This window comes from Eikenella corrodens, from assembly GCF_003990355.1.
GTDB lineage: Bacteria > Pseudomonadota > Gammaproteobacteria > Burkholderiales > Neisseriaceae > Eikenella > Eikenella corrodens_B.
In genome coordinates, this window is record NZ_CP034670.1 from 333857 (window position 1) to 359400 (window position 25544).

18 protein-coding genes and 2 tRNA genes are annotated in these 25544 nt (G+C 53.3%); 18 read left to right on the forward strand and 2 right to left on the reverse strand.

The features are described 5' to 3' along the window. Window positions 1–15: 15 nt before the first annotated feature. The 11 genes from lpdA (at window position 16) to ELB75_RS01785 (ending at window position 11691) form a co-directional block, all read left to right on the forward strand. The gene (gene lpdA, locus ELB75_RS01735; RefSeq protein WP_126982481.1) at window positions 16–1446 is read left to right on the forward strand and encodes a dihydrolipoyl dehydrogenase; all 1431 of its coding nucleotides are present in this window, start codon (window positions 16–18) and stop codon (window positions 1444–1446) included. 528 nt (window positions 1447–1974) lie between these two features. Beyond that, a complete protein-coding gene (locus ELB75_RS01740) occupies window positions 1975–2568 on the forward strand; it encodes an outer membrane lipoprotein LolB (protein WP_126982482.1) in 594 nt (197 codons plus the stop codon). Further along, window positions 2565–3443: a 4-(cytidine 5'-diphospho)-2-C-methyl-D-erythritol kinase gene (gene ispE, locus ELB75_RS01745; protein WP_206501477.1), complete on the forward strand. Its 879-nt coding sequence runs from the start codon at window positions 2565–2567 to the stop codon at window positions 3441–3443. Before ELB75_RS01740 ends, ispE begins: the two co-directional genes overlap by 4 nt. Before the next feature lie 68 nt (window positions 3444–3511). Further along, window positions 3512–3588 (forward strand) — tRNA-Gln (locus ELB75_RS01750). 20 nt (window positions 3589–3608) lie between these two features. After that, window positions 3609–3685: transfer RNA gene (locus ELB75_RS01755), tRNA-Gln, on the forward strand. Between the two features lie 390 nt (window positions 3686–4075). Beyond that, a complete protein-coding gene (locus ELB75_RS01760) occupies window positions 4076–5059 on the forward strand; it encodes a ribose-phosphate pyrophosphokinase (protein WP_126982483.1) in 984 nt (327 codons plus the stop codon). A 65-nt stretch (window positions 5060–5124) separates the two neighbouring features. Further along, entirely contained in the window at window positions 5125–5697 is a 573-nt protein-coding gene (locus tag ELB75_RS01765) for a 50S ribosomal protein L25/general stress protein Ctc (protein WP_126982484.1), read from the forward strand. A gap of 319 nt (window positions 5698–6016) precedes the next feature. Next, entirely contained in the window at window positions 6017–6709 is a 693-nt protein-coding gene (locus ELB75_RS01770; RefSeq protein ID WP_126982485.1) for an epoxyqueuosine reductase QueH, read from the forward strand. Between the two features lie 234 nt (window positions 6710–6943). Continuing rightward, complete coding sequence (locus ELB75_RS01775) at window positions 6944–7951, forward strand: IS5 family transposase (RefSeq protein WP_126982486.1); 1008 nt, start codon at window positions 6944–6946, stop codon at window positions 7949–7951. A 629-nt stretch (window positions 7952–8580) separates the two neighbouring features. Beyond that, entirely contained in the window at window positions 8581–10026 is a 1446-nt protein-coding gene (locus tag ELB75_RS01780) for a peptide MFS transporter (RefSeq protein WP_126984174.1), read from the forward strand. Between the two features lie 222 nt (window positions 10027–10248). After that, complete coding sequence (locus ELB75_RS01785; RefSeq protein ID WP_126982487.1) at window positions 10249–11691, forward strand: peptide MFS transporter; 1443 nt, start codon at window positions 10249–10251, stop codon at window positions 11689–11691. 3 nt (window positions 11692–11694) lie between these two features. Here ELB75_RS01785 and ELB75_RS12980 read toward each other — a convergent pair whose 3' ends face one another. Next, window positions 11695–11817 (reverse strand): hypothetical protein, encoded by a 123-nt coding sequence (locus tag ELB75_RS12980; RefSeq protein ID WP_277600825.1) that lies wholly within the window; start codon window positions 11815–11817, stop codon window positions 11695–11697. Window positions 11818–11937: 120 nt separating this feature from the next. Between ELB75_RS12980 and ELB75_RS01790 the strand changes: the two genes are divergently transcribed. Beyond that, window positions 11938–13731: an aminopeptidase P family protein gene (locus ELB75_RS01790; protein ID WP_126982488.1), complete on the forward strand. Its 1794-nt coding sequence runs from the start codon at window positions 11938–11940 to the stop codon at window positions 13729–13731. Window positions 13732–13893: 162 nt separating this feature from the next. Here ELB75_RS01790 and ELB75_RS01795 read toward each other — a convergent pair. After that, window positions 13894–14741, reverse strand: a protein-coding gene (locus ELB75_RS01795) for an IS630 family transposase (protein WP_126982489.1) whose coding sequence is annotated in 2 segments (ribosomal slippage) — window positions 13894–14426 and window positions 14426–14741 — 849 coding nt in all. Because the reading frame shifts where the segments join, the coding sequence is not laid out codon by codon here. 738 nt (window positions 14742–15479) lie between these two features. Here ELB75_RS01795 and ELB75_RS01805 point away from each other — a divergent pair. The 6 genes from ELB75_RS01805 (at window position 15480) to ELB75_RS01830 (ending at window position 25437) form a co-directional block, all read left to right on the forward strand. Further along, window positions 15480–16973 (forward strand): peptide MFS transporter, encoded by a 1494-nt coding sequence (locus tag ELB75_RS01805; protein ID WP_126982490.1) that lies wholly within the window; start codon window positions 15480–15482, stop codon window positions 16971–16973. A gap of 362 nt (window positions 16974–17335) precedes the next feature. Continuing rightward, a complete protein-coding gene (locus ELB75_RS01810) occupies window positions 17336–19132 on the forward strand; it encodes an aminopeptidase P family protein (RefSeq protein ID WP_126982491.1) in 1797 nt (598 codons plus the stop codon). A gap of 518 nt (window positions 19133–19650) precedes the next feature. Beyond that, window positions 19651–21813 (forward strand): ornithine decarboxylase, encoded by a 2163-nt coding sequence (locus ELB75_RS01815; protein WP_126982492.1) that lies wholly within the window; start codon window positions 19651–19653, stop codon window positions 21811–21813. A gap of 125 nt (window positions 21814–21938) precedes the next feature. Beyond that, the gene (potE, locus tag ELB75_RS01820) at window positions 21939–23255 is read left to right on the forward strand and encodes a putrescine-ornithine antiporter (protein ID WP_126982493.1); all 1317 of its coding nucleotides are present in this window, start codon (window positions 21939–21941) and stop codon (window positions 23253–23255) included. A gap of 217 nt (window positions 23256–23472) precedes the next feature. Further along, entirely contained in the window at window positions 23473–24576 is a 1104-nt protein-coding gene (gene prfB / locus ELB75_RS01825) for a peptide chain release factor 2 (protein ID WP_126982494.1), read from the forward strand. A 210-nt stretch (window positions 24577–24786) separates the two neighbouring features. Further along, window positions 24787–25437 carry a DUF4328 domain-containing protein gene (locus ELB75_RS01830; protein ID WP_126982495.1) on the forward strand — a complete coding sequence of 217 codons (651 nt, stop codon included), beginning with the start codon at window positions 24787–24789 and terminating at the stop codon, window positions 25435–25437. Window positions 25438–25544 lie beyond the last annotated feature (107 nt).

The following is a 25544-nucleotide window of genomic DNA, read 5'->3' on the forward strand; positions in this document are numbered from 1 at the left end:
ATAAAGGAGCTTCAAATGTCTCAATTCGACGTAGTGGTAATCGGCGCCGGCCCCGGCGGTTATGTTGCCGCCATCCGCGCCGCACAGCTGGGTTTCAAAACCGCCTGTATCGATGCCGGCGTGAACAAGGCCGGTGATGCCCCCGCTTTGGGTGGCACCTGCCTAAACGTGGGCTGCATCCCTTCCAAAGCCCTATTGCAATCGTCCGAGCATTTCCATGCCGCACAGCACGACTTTGCCGAACACGGCATCACCGTGGGCAATGTGCAGTTTGACGCCGCCAAAATGATCGAGCGCAAAGACGCCATCGTCACCAAGCTCACCGGTGGGATTAAATTCCTGTTTCAGAAAAACAAAGTAACCAGCCTGTTCGGCACGGCCTCCTTCGTGGGCAAAAACGGCGATTTCTGGCAGCTGGAAGTGGACGACAAAGGCGCAAAAACCACGGTTGAAGGCAAGCACATCATCGTGGCCACCGGCTCCACCCCGCGCGCGCTGCCCTTGGTGGACATCGACAACGTGAACGTGCTGGATAACGAAGGCGCGTTGAATCTGACCCAAGTGCCGGCCAAGCTCGGCGTTATCGGCGCAGGCGTCATCGGTTTGGAAATGGGCTCGGTGTGGAAACGCGTGGGCGCGGAAGTTACCATTTTGGAAGCCTCCCCCGTGTTCCTCGGCGCTGCCGACCAGCAGATTGCCAAAGAAGCGTTCAAATACTTCACCCGCGAGCAGGGGCTCGATATCCAGCTGGGCGTGAAACTGAACAAAATCACCAGCGGCAGCAAAGTGGTGGTGGAATACAGCAACGCCAAAGGCGAAGCGCAAACTGCCGAGTTCGACAAGCTCATCGTGGCCATCGGCCGCGTGCCCAACACCCACGGCCTGAATGCCGAAGCGGTCGGCCTGCAGAAAGACGAGCGCGGCTTCATCGTGGTGGACGGCGAATGCCGCACCAACCTGCCCAACGTATGGGCCATCGGCGACGTGGTGCGCGGCCCGATGCTGGCACACAAAGCCAGCGACGAAGGCGTGGCTGTGGCCGAACGCATCGCCGGCCAGAAGCCGCACCTCGATTTCAACACCATCCCGTGGGTCATCTACACCGACCCCGAAATCGCCTGGGTGGGCAAAACCGAAGAGCAGCTCAAAGCCGAAGGCGTGGACTACAAAAAAGGCACGTCCGGCTTTGCCGCCAACGGCCGCGCCATGGGCTTGGGCAAAGCCAAAGGCACGGTTAAAGTGTTGGCCGATGCCAAAACCGACCGTATCTTGGGCGTGCACATGATCGGCCCGATGGTGAGCGAGCTGATTAGCGAAGGCGTGGTGGGCATGGAATTCTGCGCCAGCAGCGAAGACATCGCCCGCATAGTCCACGCCCACCCGACCCTGTCGGAAGTGGTGCACGAAGCCGCCCTGGCCGCCGACAAACGCGCCCTGCACGGCTAATCCTGCCCATCTGCCAGCCTTGGGCGAAATTGCGCACAGGGCTGGCGTAGTGTGATCAAGGCTACCTGAAATGGTTTGCAGATTTCAGGTAGCCTTTTGTGTGCCTGCCGATTATGGAGCGGGCTTGGTTGGGGCTGCCTGAAATGCCGGGGAGGCGGGTTTGATGATGCGGGAATCAATGGCGTTGTTCCGCCAGGTTTTCTTCTCTTTCCCATTCGCTATATATCCGCTCTGCTGCCACAGCTAAGGCTACCTGAAAATAGGGCGAACGTATTTCCGGCTTCGTTGACGCTTTGCTTTCAGGTAACCTGCAACGTTGCCGACGGCAGCCGATTTCGTGGGGCGGGCTTGATAATCCGCCCGCCCAAGCTGCTGATGCCGTGCTAAAATCCGCCCGTTGCCAGATAGGGATAACGGCCATTCCGTTGGCCGATTGATTTTCAGGTAGCCTCTCCTCGGCTTGAGGCTGCCTGAAAATTTTCATATCCATCCGGCCGCTCTTGCCATCCATTCAGAATACGAAAGCCCATGATCCGACACCGCCTCCTCCCCATCTTCGCCACCCTTCTGCTCGCCGCCTGTACCAGCCTTGGCACGCAAATGTCTGCCGAAAGCTGGCGTGACGATGCCGCCACGCCCGAGTTTGAAGCCTCCGGCCGCATGGGCGTGAAGGAAAACGAACGCGGCAGCTATGCCAATTTCGATTGGCTGCGCACTGCCGCCGTGCAGCTGTTTGATGTGAAAACCCCGTTGGGCAACAGCGTGGGCCGATTGTGCCAAGACAGCGGCGGAGTGCAGGCGGTGGCGTCCGACGGCCAAGTTTACCGCGCCGCCACCACCGCCGAACTCAGCCGCCAGCTGCTCGGCTACGACCTGCCCGTGGCCTATATTGACCGCTGGGCCAACGGCCTGCGCGTGCCCAGCGAGCCCTACAGCGTATTGCCCGACGGCCGCCTGCAGCAAATGGGCTGGAAAATCCAACGCAATTTGGGTGAAGACGGCCAAGTGCGCATGTTGCTGCTGGAACGCACCGGCTTGAGCCTGCGCCTGGTGTTCGACCGCTTCGGCCAACCGGAGCAGCGCCCCGGCAGCTGCGCAGATCATGCCGGGCAGGCCGTATGATGCAGCCGCACCCCGCCGCCCTTGCCTTTCCCGCCCCGGCCAAGCTCAATCTCGATCTGCGCATCATCGGCCGCCGCGCCGACGGCTACCACCTGCTCGAAAGCATCTTCTGCCTGATTGATTTGTGCGACACAATATGGCTGCTGCCGCGCGAAGACGGGCAAATCATCCTGCACAACCCCGCCGGCGGCATTCCGTTCGAACAAGATTTGAGCCATCGCGCCGCCCGCCTGCTGCAACAGTTTTCAGGTAGCCCTAACGGCGTGGAAATCTGGCTGGATAAACATATTCCCAGTGGCGGCGGGCTGGGCGGCGGCAGCTCGGATGCCGCCACCGTGCTGCTTGCCCTCAATCATTTGTGGCATACCGCCGTGCCGTCCGAAACGCTGCGGGCGCTCGGCCTGAAGTTGGGCGCGGACGTGCCGTTTTTCCTGTTCGGCCAAAGCGCTTTTGTGCAAGGTATCGGCGAAATCCTGAGCCCGCTGGCCTTGCCGGAACAATGGTATGTGGTGGTGCGCCCCGATGCGCATGTGGCCACGCCGAAAATCTTCGCCCACCCCGATCTCACCCGCAACAGCACGCCCTGCACGCAACCCGGTTTCACGCAACTGCAACCTTTCCGCAACGATATGCAGGCCGTGGTGCTGGCCGAATATCCGCCCGTAGCCGCCGCCTTCCGTCTGTTGCAAGATTACGGCATGCCGCAGCTGACCGGCTCCGGCGCCTGTCTGTTTATCGCCTGCGCCACGCAAGGCGAAGCCGAGTATATCTATGGCAGGCTACCTGAAAACCTGGCCGCCTGGTGTGCGCGCGGTTTAGATCGGCATCCTTTGCAAGATGTCTTGGAAAATAACGAAAATATCAAACATGCTTGACAATATGCCGAAAAAAACGCATAATTCGCGCCTTTCCTGAATCGCCTGCCTTAACAGCAGGTTTGTACTGGGGATTCGCCAAGTTGGTTAAGGCATCGGATTCTGAATCCGACATGCGTAGGTTCGAATCCTACATCCCCAGCCAGATTCATAAACAATACATTTTGGGGATTCGCCAAGCTGGTTAAGGCACCGGATTTTGATTCCGGCATGCGTAGGTTCGAATCCTACATCCCCAGCCACCTTACAAAAGCATGTACCAGTACATGCTTTTATTTTTATCGTTGCGTCATGCGGCGCAACAGGCTACCTGAAAATAAGCGTAGCGCGTTTCGCCAAAACAAAATCAGCATGGAAACTAGAGCGACAGGAATTTTCTTGCCATAGAAACGCGTTTATTCAATTTTGATTGCTTAATTTGGGGTCGGGATAAACCAGACACAGGTATTTGTTGCCTAGCCCTGATATCAAGCCGACAAAATTGGTGGATATTCCACACAAACAGCACTTTGGTTTTGCCCGCGCTAGGCGTATAATCCGCCGTTTGCAAGCCAGTCAAACCCAAATGCGAGGGAGCGGCAATGTTTCCCACAGTCGGCGGCGAGACCGCAAACAACACAGGTAATGAAGAAATGGCATACGAAAGTTTAATGGTATTCGCCGGCAACGCCAGTGTCGGCTTGGCTGAGAACGTGGTAAAACACCTCGGTATTTCCTTGGGGCGCGCCTCCGTAGGCAAGTTCTCCGACGGTGAAGTTGCCGTAGAACTCTTGGAAAACGTGCGCGGCCGCGACGTGTTTATTTTGCAGTCCACCTGCGCCCCTACCAACGATAATCTGATGGAGCTGCTTACTGTGGCCGACGCGCTCAAACGCGCTTCCGCCGGCCGCATCACCGCCGCCATCCCCTATTTCGGCTATGCCCGCCAAGACCGCCGCCCGCGCTCCGTACGCGTGCCGATTTCCGCCAAGCTGGTGGCCAATATGCTCGCCACCGCCGGCATCAACCGCGTTTTGACTGTGGATTTGCATGCCGACCAAATCCAAGGCTTTTTCGATATTCCGGTGGATAATATCTATGCCACCCCGATTCTGATTCATGACATCCTGCAACAACGCATCGAAAACCTCACCGTAGTCAGCCCCGACATCGGCGGCGTGGTGCGCGCCCGTGCCGTGGCCAAAGTGCTGAACACCGATTTGGCGATTATCGACAAACGCCGCCCCAAAGCCAACGTGGCCGAGGTGATGAACATCATCGGCGATATCCAAGGCCGTACCTGCCTGATTGTGGATGACATGATCGACACCGCCAACACCTTGTGCAAAGCCGCTTCCGCCTTGAAGGAGCGCGGTGCGGAACGCGTGCTGGCTTATGCCACCCACCCCGTGTTCTCCGGCGAAGCCGTGAGCCGCATCGCATCGTCTGATATCGACCAAGTGGTGGTTACCGACACCATCGCCCTGTCTGATGCCGCCCGCAACTGCGACCGTATCCGCCAGGTTACGATTGCCGGCTTGCTGGCCGAAACCATGCGCCGCATCAGCAACGAAGAATCTGTCTCATACCTCTTCAACGAGGATGTGGCATCCCCGGGAGCATTGTTCCTCCCGTAATCCCTCGCCGTCAGGGTTGGTCGCAGCCCGGCAGACGGCTTTTTTAACTTAAATGGAGTTTTACCATGTCTTTCAAAATCGAAGCCCAAGTGCGCGAAGAGCAAGGTACTGGTGCGAGCCGCCGCCTGCGCCGCGAAGGCCGTGTGCCTGCCGTAGTTTACGGCGCCGGCTCTGACGCCACTGCTGTTTCCGTTGACCACAAAACCGTATTCTTCGCCCTGCAGAAAGAAGAGTTCCACACCGCCATCATCAAACTGGCGCTGAACGGCAAAGAGCACGACGTGATTGTGCGCGACTTCCAGATGCACCCCGTTCGCCGCGAAGTGCGCCACATCGACTTCCAAATCGTGGAAGCCGGCAAACCGATCAAAATCCGCCTGCCGCTGCATGTGGTTAATGCCGAGAAATCTCAGGCTGTCAAACTGCAAAACAGCCGCGTGGCTCTGCTGAGCACCAGCGTGGAAGTGCTGCTGGACCCGAAACACATCCCGTCCGAACTGGTTTTGGATTGCGAAAAAATCGTGGCCGGCGATGTATTGCACCTGTCCGACATCCAATATCCGGAAGGCGTGGAAAGCACCGCCCTGCGCCGTGGCGCCAACCTGGCCGTGGCCACGGTAACCGCCGCAGGCAAATAAGCCGGACGGTTTTGATGACAAACCCCGCTGCCAAGCGGGGTTTTGTTTGGCCGGTGTTTCGGTGTGAAGGCTACCTGAAAAGTTGTATAGTGAATTAACAAAAACCAGTACAGCGTTGTCCCGCCTTGCCGTAACGTGTGTACTGTCTGCGGCTCGTCGCCTTGTCCTGATTTTTGTTAATCCACTATAGCCCCACAGTTTCAGGTAGCCTCTTTGTATTCGGGAAAGGCTACCTGAAAAAGCTTCCCCGTCTTCTTCAGCCCGCAGCCCTGCTGCGTTTGGTGTTAAAATCCTGCCCAAACCCAATTATGGAAAAACCATGAACCACACTCTTGAAGTCAGCCCCATCAGCCGCCCTGTGCTTGTTCCGCCGGGCGGGCAAAATAAAGTCTTGCTTCATTCCTGTTGCGCCCCGTGCAGCGGCGAAGTGATGGAAGCCCTGCTTGCTTCCGGCATCGACTACACCATCTATTTCTACAACCCCAACATCCACCCGCTCAAAGAATACCTGCTGCGCAAAGAGGAAAACATGCGCTTTGCCGACAAATTCGGCATTCCTTTCATCGATAAGGATGACGACTACGAAAACGACCGCAAAGAATGGTTTGAAAAAGCCAAAGGCATGGAATTCGAGCCCGAGCGCGGCATCCGCTGCACCATGTGTTTCGACATGCGCTTTGAAAAAGCCGCCCAATATGCCCACGAAAACGGCTTTCCCGTGTTCACCAGCAGCCTCGGCATTTCCCGCTGGAAAAACATGAACCAAATCAACGATTGCGGCCGCCGTGCCGCCGAACAGTATCCCGGCTTGGTGTATTGGGATTTCAACTGGCGCAAAGGAGGCGGCAGCGCGCGCATGATAGAAATCAGCAAGCGCGAGCACTTCTACCAGCAGGAATACTGCGGCTGTGCCTATTCCCTGCGCGATTCCAACGCCCACCGCAAATCACAAGGGCGGCCGCCGATTAAAATCGGGGTGAAGTATTACGGTGATGAAGAGGAGGCTCGTTAGAGTGTTACCGATTATATGGCAAGGCTACCTGAAAATTTCAGGTAGCCTTCATACATTGATGCACGACATTGCTTAAGTTATCCAACGGTTTAATACATGATTGCAGCAAAGGGATATTTATGCCTTTTTATCTTGTTTTTAGCCGAGCTCGGGGGTTTTTCATCATTTTATGAGACCTTTGCAAAATCCCCCAAAATCCCCTAAATTCCCACCAAGACATTTAGGGGATTTCTCATGAGCACCTTCTTCCAGCAAACCGCCCAAGCCATGATTGCCAAACACATCGACCGCTTCCCACTATTGAAGTTGGATCAGGTGATTGATTGGCAACCGATCGAGCAATACCTGAATCGTCAAAGAACCCGTTACGTCCGAGACCACCGCGGCCGTCCCGCCTATCCCCTGCTATCCATGTTCAAAGCCGTCCTGCTCGGACAATGGCACAGCCTCTCCGATCCCGAACTCGAACACAGCCTCATCACCCGCATCGACTTCAACCTGTTTTGCCGTTTTGACGAACTGAGCATCCCCGATTACAGCACCTTATGCCGCTACCGCAACTGGCTGGCGCAAGACGACACCCTGTCCGAATTGCTGGAACTGATCAACCGCCAACTGGCCGAGAAAAACCTAAAAGTAGAGAAGGCATCCGCCGCCGTCATTGACGCCACCATTATTCAGACCGCCGGCAGCAAACAGCGTCAGGCCATAGAAGTCGATGAAGAAGGACAAGTCAGCGGCCAAACCACACCGAGTAAAGATAAAGATGCCCGTTGGACAAAGAAAAACGGCCTCTACAAACTCGGTTACAAACAACATACCCGTACCGATGAGGAAGGCTATATCGAGAAACTGCACATCACCCCCGCCAATACCCATGAGTGCAACCACCTGTTGCCTTTGCTGGAAGGAATAGCCAAAGACACAACCGTCTATGCCGACAAAGGCTACGACAGTGCGGAAAACCGGCAACACCTGAAAGAGCATCGGTTGCCGGACGGCATTATGCGCAAAGCCCACCGCAACCGTCCTCTGACGGAAGCGCAAACCAAACGTAACCGATATTTGTCGAAGACCCGTTATGTGGTCGAACAAAGCTTCGGTACGCTGCACCGTAAATTCCGCTACGCCCGGGCAGCCTATTTCGGACTGATTAAAGTGAGTGCGCAAAGCCATCTGAAGGCAATGTGTTTAAACCTGTTGAAAGCGGCTAACAGGCTAAGTATGCCTGTTGCCGCCTAAAAGGAGGCTCGGATGCCCGATTATCAGGTATCCGGGGAGAAAAAAAGGAGATTGGGAACAAAAAACAGCCGGAAGCCTGGGTTTGGGCTTCGGCTGTTGGGTGGAGGGGGATTTTTGCAAAGGTCTCTTTATATTTACAAATATTTTCAAGCGAGTGTATACCGCCGACGCCGTTGGCAGAGGGTTTATGTATAGATATGATTAATGTAAATATATGATCTAATAAAAGATAATTTTTCTGTGTGGCAAAATTATCTGTGTGAAAACAATAATGATATGCTGATTCTTGTGGCGTTTTGACTTGCATCAACGAAGAAAATTAATGTTTCTTGACGAATATTATTGCGAAGATTAAGATTGCACTAACAATTTTTCCTGGTTGGTGCAGCAATTGTGCTGCATTGCCCAACTGGGACGTCAAAACATGTGCCGCTCGGCGGCAGCTTTATCACCCGACGGCGGTACTGTAACGGCAACGGCAAGTGGCCGTTGTACAGAGTATGGCCGATTCAACGAATACCGACACTGGCATTTTCATGTTGTAAGGCAAATGTTCCAGTGCTGTAACGCCAGGTAACTCGGCGGGTTGGCCGGATTTCAAGTGAACCCTATTTAAAGAGGACGCTATGATGACTACGTCGACCGGAAAAAGATTCTTCGGCCACCCGCGACAGCTGGGTACGCTGTTCTATATCGAGATGTGGGAGCGCTTTGCCTTCTATGGCGGGCAATCCCTCTTGATGATTTATCTATATTACAAGGCCTCTCAAGGCGGTGGCTTGGGCATGGAGCAATCGCTTGCCGCAGGCCTTGTGGGTGTGTACGGCGGTAGTATTTATTTGACTACCATCGTGGGCGGTTGGCTGGCCGACCGCGTGCTTGGCACCAAAAATACCCTGTTGTTGGCCACCGTTGTGATGCTTGGCGGTACCGTCCTCCTCGTATTGCTGCCCGGCTATGCCAGCTTGGTTGGCTTGCCATTCATCTCTTTGGGTAGCGGTAGTTTCAAGGCCACGGCCAGCGCCATGGTGGGTTCGCTCTATGAAGATGAATCCGAACGTGAGCTGCGCGATGCCGGCTTCTCTATTTTCTATACTGCCATCAACGTAGGTATCTTTATTGGTACGCTGCTGGTGGGTTATCTGCAGCCTAAATACGGTTTCCGTGTGGCTTTTGCCGCTGCCATGGGGGGTATGGTGCTCTGTTTGATTACCCTGTTGCAAGGTCGCAGCAAATTGCCGGAAACGCCGATTCCTAATCCTCTGCCTAAAGAGCAACGAGGCAAAGTGATTGGTATCGTGGCGGCTATTTTTGCTGTGATTGGCGGTGCAATTGGCTCAGGTTTGGTGAATTTGAGCAATTTCTCCAGCGTGATGTTGGGCTTGGTATGCGTGATCAGCGTTGGCTATTTCTTCGTGATGTTCGGCGATAAGAACTCCACCGAGGCCGATAAACGCCACCTGATTGCCTATGTTCCCCTGTTCGTGGTGATGTGTTTGTTCTGGGCGATGTATTTGCAGATGTATAGCGTGGTAACCGTGTATTTTGAAGAAACCGTGCCGCGTAAGTTCGGTGATTTCGAAGTACCGATTGCTTGGTTGGTTACTTTCCAGAGCTTGAGCGTTATCGTACTGGCCAGTGCCATGGCTGCTTTGTGGACCAAAATGGGTAAACGCCAACCTTCATCCCAGATGAAATTCGCCTTGGCCGCATTGGTGGCTGGTGTAGGCTACCTGGCTTTCATTCCCTTCCTGTCTACTGGTACCCCGATGCCTATCTTTGTGCTGATGGTGGTGCTGGTGCTGCTGACCGTGGCCGAGCTGCTGCTCTCGCCGATTTCCCTCTCCTTTGCCACCAAAGTTGCACCTGAGGCGTTTAAAACTCAGATGGTATCGTTCAACTTCCTAAGCTTGTCTTTGGGCTTTACCTTGGGGGGGGTGCTGGGTGACAAACTCTATACTGCCGAGACGGCCACCAGCTACTACATCATGCTGGCCGGTATGGGTATTGGTTCTGCCGTAGTGCTGTTCGTAATGATGCCGATGCTCAAACGCCTGCTGCACGATGTGGATTAATGTATCAGCTAGCTTTGTATTTAAGAGCGACCCGGGAATCTGCCTTCGGGCAGGTTCCCGAAACGGCAACAATTTGCAAGGTCGTTGAGTGAGGCATGGGGCTGGTTTGCAATAAAGATGATTTGATATGCTGGAGTAGTATGGCCAAAAGCCCCGTGCCGCACAGATGATTTGGATGAATGTTGCTGTATTGATTAATATAAGTAATGTAAGGGCGTTAACATGAATACGTCGACCGAGAAAAAATTCTTCGGCCATCCGCATCAGCTGGGAACATTGTTCCAAGTTGAGCTGTGGGAACGTTTCTCGTTCTACAGCATGCAGGCCATTCTGGTAATTTATTTGTCCCATCAATTGAGCCAAGGCGGCTTGGCGATGCCGGAGGCGCTGGCGGTGGGCATTGTGGGTGCCTATAACGGCAGTATCTATCTTTCCACCATTATCGGCGGTTGGTTGGCCGACCGCGTGATTGGGCCTAAAAATACTTTGTTCTTTGCAGTTGCCACCATGCTGGTTGGGCATATCCTGTTGGTGATGATTACCGGTGTAGGCAGTTTGGCTGGCTTGCCGTTTATTGCCTTGGGCAGCGGCGGTGTGAAATCCGCTTGTAGCACCTTGGTTGGCTCGCTGTATGAAGACGAATCCACCCGTGATTTGCGCGATGCCGGTTTCTCTATTTTCTATACCGGTATCAATACCGGCAGTTTCTGCGGCTCGCTGGTGGCGGGTTACCTGCAATCCAATATGGGCTTCCGCATGGCATTTGCCGGTGCGGTGGTGGGTATTGCCATTGGTTTGACACTCTTTATCAAAGGCAAAAGCAAGCTGCCGGATTTGTCGCTGCCCAACCCACTGCCCAAAGAGCAGCGTGGCAAAGCCATCGGTGTGGCTGTGGCTATCTTAGCCGTTATCGGCGGCCTGATAGCAGCCAATATCCTGCGCCTAGACAACTTCTCCAGCATTCTGCTGGGCGTGGTAAGCTGCATCAGTATCGGCTATTTTGTGATGATGATGAAGGATAAGCAGGCCACCGAGGCCGACAGACGTCACATCATCGCTTATGTGCCGCTGTTTCTTGCCATGTGCGTATTCTGGGCGATTTATTCCCAAGTGTATAGTTCTGTAACCCTGTATTTCGATAAGACCGTAAACCGTACTTTCGGCAGCTTCACCGTGCCGGTGGCTTGGTTGGTTACTTATCAGAGCTTGGTGGTGATTGTGCTGGCTAGTGTGATGGCCGCTTTGTGGACCAAAATGGGCAAACGCCAGCCCACATCCCAAATGAAATTCACTTTGGCTATGCTGGTGTTGGGCTTGGGCTACTTAGGCTTTGTGCCCTTCCTTTCCTCCGGTACGCCGATGCCGATTTTCGTCTTGATGCTACTGTTGCTGGTGATTACCGTCTCCGAGCTGCTGCTCTCGCCGATTTCCCTCTCGTTTGCCACCAAAGTTGCGCCCAAAGCGTTTAAAACCCAAATGGTTGCGTTCAACTTCCTCACCCTTTCCCTCGGCTTTACGCTAGGCGGGGTGTTGGGCGACAAACTTTATTCGGACGATGCCGCTACGCAATACTTCATAATTTTGGCCGGCCTGAGTATCGGCTCCTTCGTAGTGTTGCTGCTGCTGTTGCCGAAACTCAACAAACTGTTGCACGACGTAGATTAAAGCCTAGCGTTTTTCAGGTAGCCTCAACAGCCTCCCAAGTAAGGCTACCTGAAAACGCAACTTCAACATAGCGAAAGCATCATAGAGCGGAGTTTCTTCGGAGCGACGCTCATTCAACCGATTCAAACTTAATTTTCCACACTTCCGCCCGTATCCGATTGCACCCGGTTGCAGGCCGGTGGGGTAGCTGCGCCTACTGTTGCAGTGGAAATTAAAAAAATACAGATTATACAAGGAGTAATCGAAATGACTGCATCTTATGCCCAACGCCTGGCTGCCTTACGCGCCGCCATGAAAGCAAAAAACATCGACGCCTGGATCATCCCCACCGCCGACCCGCATCTTTCCGAATACCTGCCAGCCCGCTGGGAAGGCCGCTACTGGCTTACCGGCTTCGGCGGCACCGCCGGCACGCTGATTACCACCGCCGATATTTCCGAATTGTGGGTGGACGGCCGCTATTGGGAGCACGCGGAAGACTGCCTCAAAGGCACCGGCACCGTGCTGGGCAAACTCGTTACCGGCACGCCCCATGTGGATTCCCTGATTAAAAACCTGAAATCCGGCGCCGTGGTCGGCATTGCCCCCGATGTATTGTCGCTGAGCGAAAAACGCTATTTGGAAAGCCAGCTGGGCAAGGCCGGAATCAGCCTGCGCCACGACATTGATTTGCTGGACGATATCTGGGCCGACCGCCCCGGCGCATCCGATAAGCCCGTATTCGCCCAGAAAGCCCAGTTTGTGCCTGAAAGCACTGCTCAAAAAATCGAACGCATCCGCCAAGCCATGCAGGCAGCCGGGGCAGACCATCACCTGGTATCCGGCTTGGACGATATCGCCTGGATTACCAACCTGCGCGGCAGCGACGTGCCATACGACCCGATCTTCCTGTCTTATCTGCTGATTAGCGGCAAAGAAGCCACCCTGTTTGTGGACGAGACCAAGCTCGATGCCGACAGCAAAAAAGTATTGGCCGACGCCCATGTGGCCGTTGCCCCCTATGCCGACGTGGGCAAAGCCGTGGCCAAACTTTCAGGTAGCCTCCTCATCAACCCCGACCGTACCGCCGTATCCACCCTCGGCAACCTGCCCGTCGGCGTAAAACTGATTGAAGGCCTCAACCCCAGCACCGAATTCAAAGCCTGCAAGAGCGATGCCGAAATCGAGCACAACATCGAAGCCATGGTGCAAGACGGCGTGGCTTTGTGCGGCTTCTTCGCCGAGCTCGAGCAGAAGCTGGCTGCGGGTGAGCGCATCAGCGAGCTGGATATTGACGATATGCAGCTCAAACACCGCCAACAGCAGCCCAACTTCGTCGGCCTCTGCTTCGGCACCCATGCCGGTTTCAACGCCAACGGCTCCTTGCCGCACTACATCGCCACCAAGGAAAAATTCAGCTATATCGAAGGCCAAGGCCTGCTCTTGGTGGACTCCGGCGCGCACTACCACAACGGCACCACCGACATCACCCGCATGGTGTGCGTGGGCGAGCCCACCCCCGAGCAACAGCGCGACTACACCCTGGTGCTCAAAGCCCACATCGCCCTCGAACAGGCCATCTTCCCCGAAAACCTCAGCGGCGTGCTGCTCGACGTGATTACCCGCGCCCCCATGTGGCGAACCATGCGCGACTACAACCACGGTACCGGCCACGGCGTGGGCTACTTCCTCAACGTGCACCAAGGCCCGCAGATTATTTCCTACTTCAAGCCCGTGAACGGCCAAAACGTGATGAAAGCCGGTATGCTCACCTCAGACGAGCCCGGCCTCTACCGCCCGGGCAAATGGGGCATCCGCATTGAAAACCTGCTGGTTACCCGCAAAGTGAAAAACCCAGAGGAAACCCAGTTCGGCAACTATTTGTGCATGGAACCGATCACCTTCTGCCCGATCGACACCAAACTCATCGACCGCAGCCTGATGACCGAAGACGAAATCCAATGGCTGAACGACTACCACGCCCTCGTGCGCGAAAAACTCGCCCCACGCACCCAAGGCGCGGCCAGGGAATGGCTGGAAAGAAATACCCGGTCGATTTAATCGGTTGGCTTATTGGATAAATCAGCCAAGTTGAAATAGTTGGCGCAAGAAAGGCTACCTGAAAGTTTTCAGGTAGCCTTTTTATTGTTTATTTCAGTAGCGGGTATGAAACAAACCGCTACATAGTTTGCAATGCTCAAGATTGATAAAGGGCAGATATAGTCAATTAAAATCAAAATAGGACAGTAGCGCATCGTCAAATCGGGCGTAATCAGACAATACGGTTCGCAGATACCGCTTAATATTCGCCCACACCTTCTCAATCGGGTTGGGCTCAGGTGAATAAGGTGCAAGAGGCAATACCTTATGTCCCAATTTTTCCGCCATTTCCCGTAAGACACCCATACGGTGAAATCGTGCATTATCTAAAATAATCACCGATTTTTGAGTCAATGCGGGCAGCAGGCATTGCTGAAACCACGCTTCAAAAAAGACTCCGGTCATCGTATTTTGATAAACCATCGGAGCAATCAGCCGGTTGCCGACTTGTGCGGACACCAGAGATAAGCGTTGGTATCTTTTTCCACTTATCTGCGCTTTCACTATTTGCCCTTTCAGGCTGCGGGCATAGGGACGGAACAGGTAGCGGTCAAATCCTGTTTCATCCAAATAAACACGTTGGTAGTCGGAAAATTCGGCCAGCTGTGTCAAATAATGCGTTACTGTGGCCGGGTCTTGTTCTTTGTAAGTGGTGGTCTTTTTTTGCGCGTCATCCCCATCTGTTTGAGCGCATAGCAAACGGCGGCTGCCGTACAATCAAAATGTTTGGCGATTTCATGCAGATAGGCATCCTGGTGTTGCCCAACATATTGAGCCGGTTTTTGCCTATCCAATTTGACGGCGTTTAGACCGGTAACTTGATGTTTTAGGCTGCCTGTTTGTTTTTTAAGGCGAATCCACAGGTAAAGCGTGTTTCTTGACAAGTGAAACGTTGCTGCAGTTCGGCTGATGTTTTTGCATTGTTCATAATAGTTTAAAGCTTTGTTTCTTAAGTCCGCAGAGTATGCCATGGTTAGACCTTCAAAGTTGAGTATTGTACTATTTTGTTTTTAATTGACTATAATATAGTGGATTAAAATAAAAATGAGACAAGGCGGCAACGCCCGCCGTGTACGGGTAGTACATAAGGGCGTTGGCAACGCCGTATCATTGCAATTTTAATCCACTATAGTTTGTAGTTACGGGATTAGTGCCCTCCCGCTACCATGCCAAAGGCTACCTGAAAATTGGGTCGTGTCGCCCAATCGGTTTGGGTGCAGCAACGCGGCTTCGCCATTTTCCCAATAGAATAGGGCGGCACCACCATACTGCTGAATGAGGCTACCTGAAAACCCCAACGCACATTTTCAGGTAGCCTTTGCCGCTATATAAGAACGAGAAAATCACTAGGCCGCACACTCTATCCGGCTTGCCTGAAAATCCCCGAAAGGCACGGCATTCGCCGCTTGTAAAGCATTTTGCTTTGGCGGCTGGGAAAGTAAATGTTGGGAAATGCAAATTTGTGCTTGCACACAGGCGCAGCGCATACTATATTTGTCGCACCAAGTCCCCCTTTGTGCAAGGAAAAGCGGATGCGGCTTTCATTTGGATACCGCCCGTATTTTTCTGCCAAAGGAGGAATTATTTTTTGTTGCAACAGCGCCGCTTGGCCGGAAGCAGGCTTGCCATGGTTGGACGGGGCGCAACGCAGCATTTTTCAGGTAGCCTGTACGCAGGCATAGAAAAACACTCCAAATAAGGAACACCTTATGACCACGCCAACCGACGACCGCTTTACCGCCCCCGCCACCGAAGGTGGAGCCGAACAAGGCAAATTTTTCGGCCACCCGCGCCAGCTGGGTACTTTATTCCACATTGAGCTGTGGGAACGTTTTTCGTTCTACGGCATGCAGGCCATCCTGCTGATTTATCTGTATTATGAGGTTTCCAAGGGCGGTTTGGGTATGAATGAAACCCAGGCCTCCGGCATCGTGGGTGCGTATAACGGCAGTATCTATCTGGCCACCATCCTGAGCGGTTGGCTGTCTGACCGCATCTTGGGCGCGGAAAAAACGCTGTTCCTGTCTGGTGTAGTGGTGATGCTGGGGCATATTGTATTGTCCGCATTGCCCAATATGAGCGGTTTGGTGATCGGCCTGCTGTTGATTGCTTTGGGCAGCGGCGGGGTGAAATCTTCCGCCGGTGCGATGGTGGGTTCGTTGTATGAAACGGAATCCACGCGTGATTTGCGCGATGCCGGTTTTTCTGTTTTTTACACTGCCATCAATATCGGCGGCTTTGTCGGCCCGTTGATTGTGGGCATATTGCAGGTGCAATTCGGTTTTCACTACGGCTTCGGCGCTGCTGCCGTGGGTATGGCTTTTGGCTTGTGGCAATACTGGCGCGGCCGTGTTTCCCTGCCGCACACGCCGCCGTCCAATCCGCTGCCCAAACAGAAATACGGTGTTGCGCTGGGCGTGGCTGTTGCCGGGCTGGCAGTAATCGGCGGATGTATCGCCGCCGGCCTGCTGCGTTTGGATAACTTCTCACAAGTTTTGCTGGGTACGGTAATCCTCACCAGCCTGCTGTATTTCGTGCGCCTGTTTAGCGATTCCCAGGTTACCAAAACTGAGAAACAGCATATGCTGGCCTATGTGCCGCTGTTTATTGTGATGTGCTTGTTCTGGGCGGTGTGGTCGCAGGTGTTCACGGTGGTAACGGTGTATTTCGACCAAACCCAGGCGGCCTTGCGTAAGATAGGCAGCTTTGAAATTCCGGTGGCCTGGCTGAGCTCTTTGCAGAGTTTGTGGGTGATTGTGTTTGCCGGTGTGATGGCGGCTTTGTGGACCAAAATGGGCTACCGTCAGCCGAGAACGCCGATGAAATTCACGATGTCTATGATTATTTTGGGCGTGTCTTATTTGTGCTTCATCCCGTTTTTGTCCACCGGCCAGGTGATGCCGCTCACCATTATGGCGCTGCTGCTGCTCACCATCACCATTTCCGAATTGCTGCTTTCGCCGATTTCGCTGTCGTTTGCCACCAAAATCGCACCGCAATCGTTTAAAACGCAGATGGTGTCGTTCAATTTCCTGACCTTGTCGCTGGGCTTCACTTTGGGCGGGGTATTGGTGGACAAGTGCTATGTACCTGAGAAAGAGGCGGAGTTTTACGTCCTGCTCGGCGCATTGGGTATCGGCGGCGGCGTGTTGCTGCTGGTGATGATGCCGATGTTGAACCGTATGCTGCGTGATGTGGATTAAATCATTTCAAACGAATTATTCTCTCTGTCGGCCGGGATGGCTTGGTATGAGGCAGAAAGAATATTTGTTATGAAATAATTTCAGGTAGCCTGAAGCTATCCAATCATGAAAACCGCCTCGGCTCATGCTGCCGTGGCGGTTTTCATGCTTCCTTGTTGAGTAAGGGGATGTGTAAACTTTGCACCTGAAAAATCATATTTGCTGCTTTGCAAGTGAGCCATTTTCAGGTAGCCTTACAGCTGTCGGCAGTACTTAACATGAAAACAATAGCCGTCGGCCATACACACTTCAACCAGGCAAGCTTAAAGCAGCAACACCTTGCATCAGCAGCATCTTCCCAGCAACTGTCAAAGGAGTAAGCTATGAGTAATATTCACGCGCAACGTCTCGCCGCACTGCGGCAAGCCATGAAAGAACAGGAAATCGACGTTTGGATCGCGCCCTCCGCCGACCCGCATATTTCCGAATACCTGCCCGAACATTGGCGCGGCCGCACTTGGCTCTCGGGCTTCGACGGCTCGGTTGGCACGCTGGCCGTGAGCGCCGATTTTGCCGAATTGTGGGTGGACAGCCGCTATTGGGAACAGTCTAAACGCCAGCTTGAAGGCAGCGGCTTCGTGTTGCAAAAGCTGGGCCAGGGCTATCCCACTATGATTGAATCCTTGGCTGAAAGGCTACCTGAAAACTCTGTAGTCGGTATTCCGGCAGACGGTTTATCACTCTCGCTCAAGCATGAAATGCAAGCCGATTTTGCCAAGAAGAACATCCATCTGCGGCTCGATATCGACCTGCTCAACAGCTTCTGGCACGACCGCCCGGGCTTGCCGGAGAATCTGATTTTCGTGCATGAAGCCCGTTTCGAGCCCGAGAGCGTGTCGGAAAAACTGGCACGTGTGCGTGCTGCCATGAAAGAACTTGGCGCAGACTACCATTTGGTTTCTTCGCTCGACGATATCGCGTGGATTACTAATCTGCGCTGCAACGACGTGCCGTTCAATCCGCTGTTTATCTCCTATTTGCTGATTGATGCCGAACGGGCCACTCTGTTTGTGAATCCCGCCAAACTTACCGATGCCTGCCACAAAGTGCTGGGCGAAGCCAAAATCGATGTGGCCGAATACCGCAGTGTGGTGGATGCCGTGGGCAAACTCAGCGGCAGCCTCCTGGTCGATCCCGACCGCACCGCCGTTTACACTTTGGGTAAACTACCCGCTGGCGTACGTGTTATTGAAAGCATCAATCCCAGCACTCTGTTTAAAGCCTGCAAGCCTGAAGCTGAAATCGAGCACACTAAAAACGCCATGGTGCGCGACGGTGTAGCCTTGTGCGGCTTCTTTGCTGAGCTGGAGCAGAAACTGGCTGCCGGCGAAACCGTTACCGAGCTGGATATCGATACCATGCTGATCGATCACCGCAGCCGTCAGGCTGATTACGTTTCACTTAGCTTCGATACTATTGCCGGCTTCAACGAAAACGCCGCCTTGCCGCACTATGCCGCAACGCCCGAATACTACAGCACCATCAAAGGGCAGGGCATCCTGTTGATCGACTCCGGCGCACACTATCTGGATGGCACGACTGATATCACCCGCGTTATCCCCATCGGCAAGCCTACTGCCGAGCAGAAGCGCGACTACACTCTCGTACTCAAAGCACACATTGCTTTAGCTGAGGCCATCTTCCCGGAAAATCTATCCGGCCAGATTTTGGACACTATCTGCCGTGCGCCGCTATGGAAAGAACAGTGCGACTATGGTCACGGTACCGGCCATGGTGTGGGCTATTTCCTCAATGTGCATCAAGGCCCGCAGAAAATTGCCTACAATACTTCCGGCCTCAAGTGCAATAACATGAAAGAAAATATGATTACCTCCAATGAGCCTGGTTTGTACCGCCCAGGCAAATGGGGTTTCCGTATTGAGAACCTGGTGGTGCATCGCCGCGTGAAACAGCCGAAGGAAACCGAATTTGGCCAATACCTGTGCTTCGAGCAGCTTACCCTGTGTCCGATTGATACGCAGCTGGTTGAACGCAGTATGCTGAGCGATGAAGAAGCCGCTTGGCTCAATGGCTACCATGCCCTCGTGCGCGACAAACTCGCCCCGCATACTGAAGGCGCGGCCAAGGAATGGCTGGAAAGGAGTACCCGACCTATTTGATAATATGGTTTTAATAATGTGCTAATAAAAAGGCTACCTGAAATTTCAGGTAGCCTTTTTAGCCTTTTCAGCCGGATTCTTCTTCTGAACAGGAATATTTCCTACTTCGTGTAAAGAAATTTTTACATAATTTATTTTTACAAATAATAGACTTACGGCCAATAGAGATGTTTTCTGCTGTTTTTCTAGTGAAAAACATTTGGCAGTCGTTTGGCAGTTATGCTACTATTTCGTCGCGCAGTAAGAAAAAAATTTTAAGAATTGCGCTATGTTAGCAATAGAAGAAATAGAGACGTGAGTTTGCATCCGTTTAAACGCATTGGAATTCAGCAATTTGTTACTTGGTTAATAAAAAGTAAAATGCTAAATTTTGTTTAGGCGGATTGCAGAGTCGGCGGGCAAATTCACAAAACTACACAAAAAACGCAAAACATACACCCATCACTCCAAATAAAGAGTTTTTCCCATTGCTGCCGCTGTGGTTTGGCGGTAGTGTTTTCCACATATAGGAGTTTGATATGACGTTTTTGAAAGTAGCAGCCAGCCCGTCTGTTCAACAGGGCTTCACCACTGAGTTAGACGTGGTGGACGTACAAGGTGCCGACCTCGCAGGTATTGGTGCTGTTGTTGCTTCTACTGCCGATGCAGCCAAGGCTGTGGAGCAGGTTGAAGCCACCGGCTTCGGTATTCCGGTATTCGTTGCCCTGCAACCCGGCGAAAGCGTGCCCGAAAGCTTGCTGACCCGCATTAACGGTGTTATCCAGCTGGGTCGCGGCAATGAAGAGTACTATGGCAAACAAGTAGCCACCGCCGTAAAACAATACGGTTCCAAACTCGCTCCTCCCTTCTTCGGCGCACTGAAACAGTATGTGAACATCGGTAACGCCCAGTTCGACTGCCCCGGACACCAAGGCGGCCAGTTCTACCGCAAACATCCTGCCGGCCGCGAATTCTTCGAATTCTTCGGTGAAAATGTATTCCGTGCCGACTTGTGCAATGCCGACGTTCGCTTGGGCGACCTGCTGATTCACGAAGGTCCTGCCTGTGCAGCCCAGCAACACGCTGCCAAAGTGTTCAATGCCGACAAAACCTATTTCGTTCTGAACGGCACTTCTTCTTCCAACAAAGTGGTAACCAACGCCCTGCTGGCTAAAGGCGACTTGGTATTGTTCGACCGCAACAACCACAAATCCAACACCATCGGCGCGCTGATTACCGGCGGCGCCATCCCGGTTTACCTGCAAACTACCCGTAACCCCTACGGCTTCATCGGCGGTATCGACAACGCCTGCTTTGAAGAAGCCTACATCCGCGAACAGCTGGCTAAAGTTGCTCCGGAACGCGCTAAAGAAGAACGTCCGTTCCGCTTGGCCATCATTCAGCTGGGTACTTACGACGGTACCGTGTACAACGCCCGCCAAGTGGTAGACCGCATCGGCCATTTGTGCGACTACATCCTGTTCGACTCTGCTTGGGTAGGCTACGAGCAATTCATCCCGATGATGCGCGACTGCTCACCGATGCTGCTGGAACTGAACGAAAACGACCCCGGCATCTTCGTTACCCAATCCGTACACAAACAACTGGCCGGCTTCTCTCAAGCTTCTCAGATTCACAAAAAAGACAGCCACATTAAAGGCCAGAAACGCTATTGCAGCCACAAACGCTTTAACAATGCGTTCATGATTCATGCTTCTACCAGCCCGTTCTACCCGATGTTCGCTTCTCTGGACGTGAACGCTCGAGTTTTGGATGGCGAAGTAGGCCGCAACCTGTGGCGCGACTGCGTAACCGTTGGTATTGAAGCCCGTAAGATGCTGCGTGCAAGCTGCAAACTGATCAAACCGTTTATTCCGGAAACCATCGATGGCAAACCGTGGGAATCTTACCCAACCGAGAAGATTGCCAACGACCTGCGCTTCTTCGAATTTGAACCGGGCGCCAAATGGCACTCCTTCCCCGGCTACGGCAAAGGCCAATACTTTGTTGACCCCTGCAAATTCCTGTTGACCACTCCCGGTATCAACGTGGAAACCGGCGAATACGAAGACTTCGGCGTACCGGCCACCATTTTGGCCAACTTCCTGCGCGACAACGGCATCGTTCCGGAAAAATGCGACTTGAACTCCATCCTGTTCCTGATGACCCCGGCCGAAGACCTAGCCAAGATGGAACACTTGGTTGCCCTGATCGCCCGCTTCGAAAAACACATCGAAGCCGACAGCCCGATGAGCGAAGTGGTGCCCACCGTATACGGCCGCAACGCCGAATACTACAAAGGCTACACCATCCGCCGCCTGTGCCAAGAAATGCACGACTTCTACAAACGCAACAACATGAAACAGTTGCAGAGCGAGATGTTCCGTGCCGACGGCTGGCCGAAACAAGCCATGCTGCCCTACGAAGCACAGCAAGCCTTCATCCGCAACGAAGTGAAACTGGTTCGCTTGAGCGAAATCGCCGGTCAAATCGCTGCCGAAGGTGCCCTGCCTTATCCTCCGGGCGTACTGTGCACCATCCCGGGCGAAGTTTGGGGCGGTGCGGTGCAGAAATACTTCCTGGCTCTCGAAGAAGGCATCAACTGCCTGCCCGGTTTCGAACCCGAGCTGCAAGGCGTATATCTGCAGACCGTGGAAGACGGCAGCCGCCGTGCCTTCGGTCACGTAGTGGTTAAAGGCTGATAAGCCGTATCAGGCTACCTGAAACGGTTTCAGGTAGCCTTCAGATAAATTTGATTGCGCGGCAGCGCAGGCTTCGCCGGAATATCGGCCAAACCCGCCTGCCGCATTAAGAAGGATTAAGTATTATGTCAACCTCTCAAAACAAGATGGGCGTGGTACAGCTGACCATTCTCACCATGGTGAATATGATGGGCTCAGGCATCATCATGTTGCCGACCAAATTGGCTCAGGTTGGTACGATTTCTATTTTGTCGTGGCTGGTTACCGCAGGCGGTTCGCTGGCCTTGGCATATGCGTTCGCCAAGTGCGGCCGCTTTAGTAAAAACGCCGGCGGTATGGGTGGTTATGCCGAGTATGCCTTCGGCAAATCCGGCAACTTCATTGCCAACTATACCTATGCCGTTTCCCTGGTAATTGCCAACATCGCTATCGCCATCACTGCAGTAGGCTATCTTGCCCAGTTGATGGAATGGAAACTTGAGCCTACCCAAGTAACCTTGTGGACCATCATATTCGTATGGGTTACCACTGTGGCCAACTTCGGTGGTCCGTCTATTACCGGTAAGATCGGTGGCTTCACTGTGTGGGGCGTAGTAATCCCGGTAGTTGGTATTTCCATTATTGGTTGGTTCTGGTTTGATGGCGCTAAATATGCCGCTGCTTGGAACCCGCATAACTACGGTGTGTTTGAAGCTCTGCCGAAATCCATCTCAATCACTCTGTGGTCATTCCTTGGCTTGGAATCTGCCTGTGCGAACTCCGATGCCGTAGAAAACCCCGAGAAAAACGTACCGATCGCTGTATTGGGCGGTACCCTGATGACTGCGGTAATCTACATCGTTTCTACCAACGTAGTAGCTGGTATTGTAGACAATCCTACTTTGGCTGCCTCTGATGGTCCGTTCGGTTTGGTGTTTGCCCAAATCTTCAACCCGACTATCGGTAAAGTAGTAATGGGTCTGATGGTATTGGCTTGTACTGGTTCTCTGTTGGGTTGGCAGTTCACTGTGGCTCAAGTGTTCAAATCCAGTGCTGACGAAGGCTATTTCCCGAAAGTATTCAGCTCTGTTACCAAATCTAACACTCCGTTGGTAGGTATGATCATTCTGTGCGTGGTTCAAACTCTGCTTTCCCTGATGACCATGAGCCCGAGCTTGAGCGAACAGTTCGACGTATTGGTGAACCTCGCTGTAGTAACTAACCTCGTGCCCTACGTACTGTCTATGTCCGCCCTGTATGTAATGCAGAAAGTCAGCAATGTGCCGGCTGGTGAAATGAAAGTAACTACTTTCGTTGCCTTGGTTGGTAACATCTACAGCTTCTACGCTCTGTATGGTTCAGGTGCTGAAGCTATGCTCGGCGGCGGTTTGGTAACCTTCTTTGGTTGGGTAATTTACGGCCAAGTTGCTGGTAAAAAATTCGACCTGAAACAGCCGTACTAATCGGTTACAGCAAACCAGTCTGAACACAGTTTAGACAAGTCTGCTAAAAGCAGCCCCCGAATTCTAAATAGAGGAGAATTCGGGGGCTACGCTTTTTCAGATAGCCTTATGGATTGAAGGCTACCTGAAAAATACTCTTCGGCCTTTCGGGCGCTCTTCCCGAATCTGTTACAATACGCCCCCTGAATTTAACGCATCAAACACCAAGAAAATAATCATGGAAGCCGAACGCATCAATTTGCTCAACAACACCCTCGCCGACTTGGAAAAACGCAGTGGTGAAATTCGCGTGTATCTCGATTACGACGGCAAAAAAGACCGGCTGGAAGAAGTGGTCGGTTTATCTGAAGATCCCGAGCTTTGGAACAATCCCAAACGTGCCCAAGAAATCGGCAAAGAGCGCAAAGTGCTCGAAGGCATCGTGCTCACGCTCGACAATATCGCCGGCGGCATCGACGACAACCGCCTGCTCATCGATATGGCGCTGGAAGAGGGTGATGAAGACAGCTTTGCCGCGATTGAGGAAGACGTAGCCGAGCTGGAAAAACAAATGGCCGAGCTCGAATTTAAGCGCATGTTCAATCAGCCTGCCGATGTGAACAACTGCTTCATCGACATCACAGCCGGCGCCGGCGGCACCGAAGCCGAAGACTGGGCCGGCATGCTGCTGCGCATGTATGTGCGCTATGGCGAGCGCAAAGGCTTCAAAGTGGAAATCATGGAACAGGACGACGGCGAAATTGCCGGTATCAACCGCGCCACCATCCGCTTGGAAGGCGAATACGCCTACGGCCTGTTGCGCACCGAAACCGGCGTGCACCGCCTCGTGCGCCACTCCCCATTCGACTCCAACAACAAACGTCACACTTCCTTTGCCTCCGTATTCGTCTACCCCGAAGTGGACGATAGCTTTGAAGTGGAAATCAACCCGGCAGACGTGCGCACCGATACCTTCCGCGCATCTGGCGCAGGCGGCCAGCACATCAACAAAACCGATTCCGCCGTACGCATGACGCATATTCCCACCGGCATCGTGGTGCAGTCGCAAAACAGCCGCTCGCAGCACGACAACCGTCGCGTGTGTGAAGAAATGCTGCGCGCCAAACTGTTTGAGCTGGAAATGCGCAAACGCAACGAAGAAAAACAGGCGTTGGAAGAAGGGAAGTCAGACGTGGGCTGGGGCAGCCAAATCCGCTCCTATGTGCTTGATTCTTCCCGTATCAAAGACTTGCGCACCGGCCACGAAACCGGCAACACCAAAGCCGTGCTCGACGGCGATTTGGACGACTTCATCGAAGCCAGCCTGAAACAGGGCGTGTGATTGCTGCCTAAGTAGATTGAACGCAAAAGGCTACCTGAAAAATATTGGATGGGTTTCAGGTAGCCTTTGCTTGCCAGGCCGGAATAGCGCGATTGGCATGAGAAATACCGGAGCCGGTGGGAGGGTGGGTTTTACAAAAGATCAGGCTACCTGAAAAGTGTCAGCAGGATTTTCAGGTAGACTCAACTGTTTAATCTGAAAGATAAAATAATGACCAAACGACAACGCGAATACACTTTTCGCTCAAACGACAGCCGTACCCAGCTGGTGCAGCTGCTGGCGGCATTGGTGTGCCTGAGCCAATTATCAGGTTGGCTGCTGATGACAGGGATGGCTTTGTTGAAGGTACTGGGTTGGCTGGAGTTGTCGGCTGGGGAGTCCAACAGCTTAGCGGGAGTGGCAGAGTTGGCAACTTGGGTGCTGACTGGCTTGCTGTTGTGCTCGGGTTTGGTGTTTTTATGTTGGCTATACCGGGCGGCCTGTAATGCGCGGGCTTTGGGGGCGCAGGGAATGCAGGTGAGTCCGGCTTGGGCGGTGGGCGGTTTTTTTGTGCCGATTATCCATCTGTTTCTGCCCTATCAGGCAGTGAAGGAAATTTGGGTAAACGGGCCGGTGGATAGTGAGCCGGACAGCATATGGCTGAAGATTTGGTGGTTCTGCCTGCTCGGCAGCATGGCGTTAAGCCGGTTTGCCGATATGTCGGCAGGCTGGGAAACGCAGAGCGGTGAATGGGGTGCAAGGCTGTTGCTGTTTACACTGTCGGCTTGGCTAACGGCAGCAAGTGCTTATGCTTTGCTGCGGCTGGTGGGCGAAATCAATCGGCGGCAGAATGACTGGCTGGGGAATAGGGTTTTCAGGTAGCCTGAGTGTATGTATAGAGGCTACCTGAAGTTTGTCTGAAGTGAGTAATTCTGCCAATAAAAGGCTACCTGAAAGCGGTATACCAGTTTTCAGGTAGCCTTTAATGG

Excerpts from the sequence above, each read along its gene's own strand:
- lpdA (WP_126982481.1), top strand. The coding sequence starts at position 16 with ATGTCTCAATTCGACGTAGTGGTAATCGGCGCCGGCCCCGGCGGTTAT.
- ELB75_RS01740 (WP_126982482.1), top strand. The coding sequence starts at position 1,975 with ATGATCCGACACCGCCTCCTCCCCATCTTCGCCACCCTTCTGCTCGCC.
- ispE (WP_206501477.1), top strand. The coding sequence starts at position 2,565 with ATGATGCAGCCGCACCCCGCCGCCCTTGCCTTTCCCGCCCCGGCCAAG.
- ELB75_RS01760 (WP_126982483.1), top strand. The coding sequence starts at position 4,076 with ATGGCATACGAAAGTTTAATGGTATTCGCCGGCAACGCCAGTGTCGGC.
- ELB75_RS01765 (WP_126982484.1), top strand. The coding sequence starts at position 5,125 with ATGTCTTTCAAAATCGAAGCCCAAGTGCGCGAAGAGCAAGGTACTGGT.
- ELB75_RS01770 (WP_126982485.1), top strand. The coding sequence starts at position 6,017 with ATGAACCACACTCTTGAAGTCAGCCCCATCAGCCGCCCTGTGCTTGTT.
- ELB75_RS01775 (WP_126982486.1), top strand. The coding sequence starts at position 6,944 with ATGAGCACCTTCTTCCAGCAAACCGCCCAAGCCATGATTGCCAAACAC.
- ELB75_RS01780 (WP_126984174.1), top strand. The coding sequence starts at position 8,581 with ATGACTACGTCGACCGGAAAAAGATTCTTCGGCCACCCGCGACAGCTG.
- ELB75_RS01785 (WP_126982487.1), top strand. The coding sequence starts at position 10,249 with ATGAATACGTCGACCGAGAAAAAATTCTTCGGCCATCCGCATCAGCTG.
- ELB75_RS01790 (WP_126982488.1), top strand. The coding sequence starts at position 11,938 with ATGACTGCATCTTATGCCCAACGCCTGGCTGCCTTACGCGCCGCCATG.
- ELB75_RS01805 (WP_126982490.1), top strand. The coding sequence starts at position 15,480 with ATGACCACGCCAACCGACGACCGCTTTACCGCCCCCGCCACCGAAGGT.
- ELB75_RS01810 (WP_126982491.1), top strand. The coding sequence starts at position 17,336 with ATGAGTAATATTCACGCGCAACGTCTCGCCGCACTGCGGCAAGCCATG.
- ELB75_RS01815 (WP_126982492.1), top strand. The coding sequence starts at position 19,651 with ATGACGTTTTTGAAAGTAGCAGCCAGCCCGTCTGTTCAACAGGGCTTC.
- potE (WP_126982493.1), top strand. The coding sequence starts at position 21,939 with ATGTCAACCTCTCAAAACAAGATGGGCGTGGTACAGCTGACCATTCTC.
- prfB (WP_126982494.1), top strand. The coding sequence starts at position 23,473 with ATGGAAGCCGAACGCATCAATTTGCTCAACAACACCCTCGCCGACTTG.
- ELB75_RS01830 (WP_126982495.1), top strand. The coding sequence starts at position 24,787 with ATGACCAAACGACAACGCGAATACACTTTTCGCTCAAACGACAGCCGT.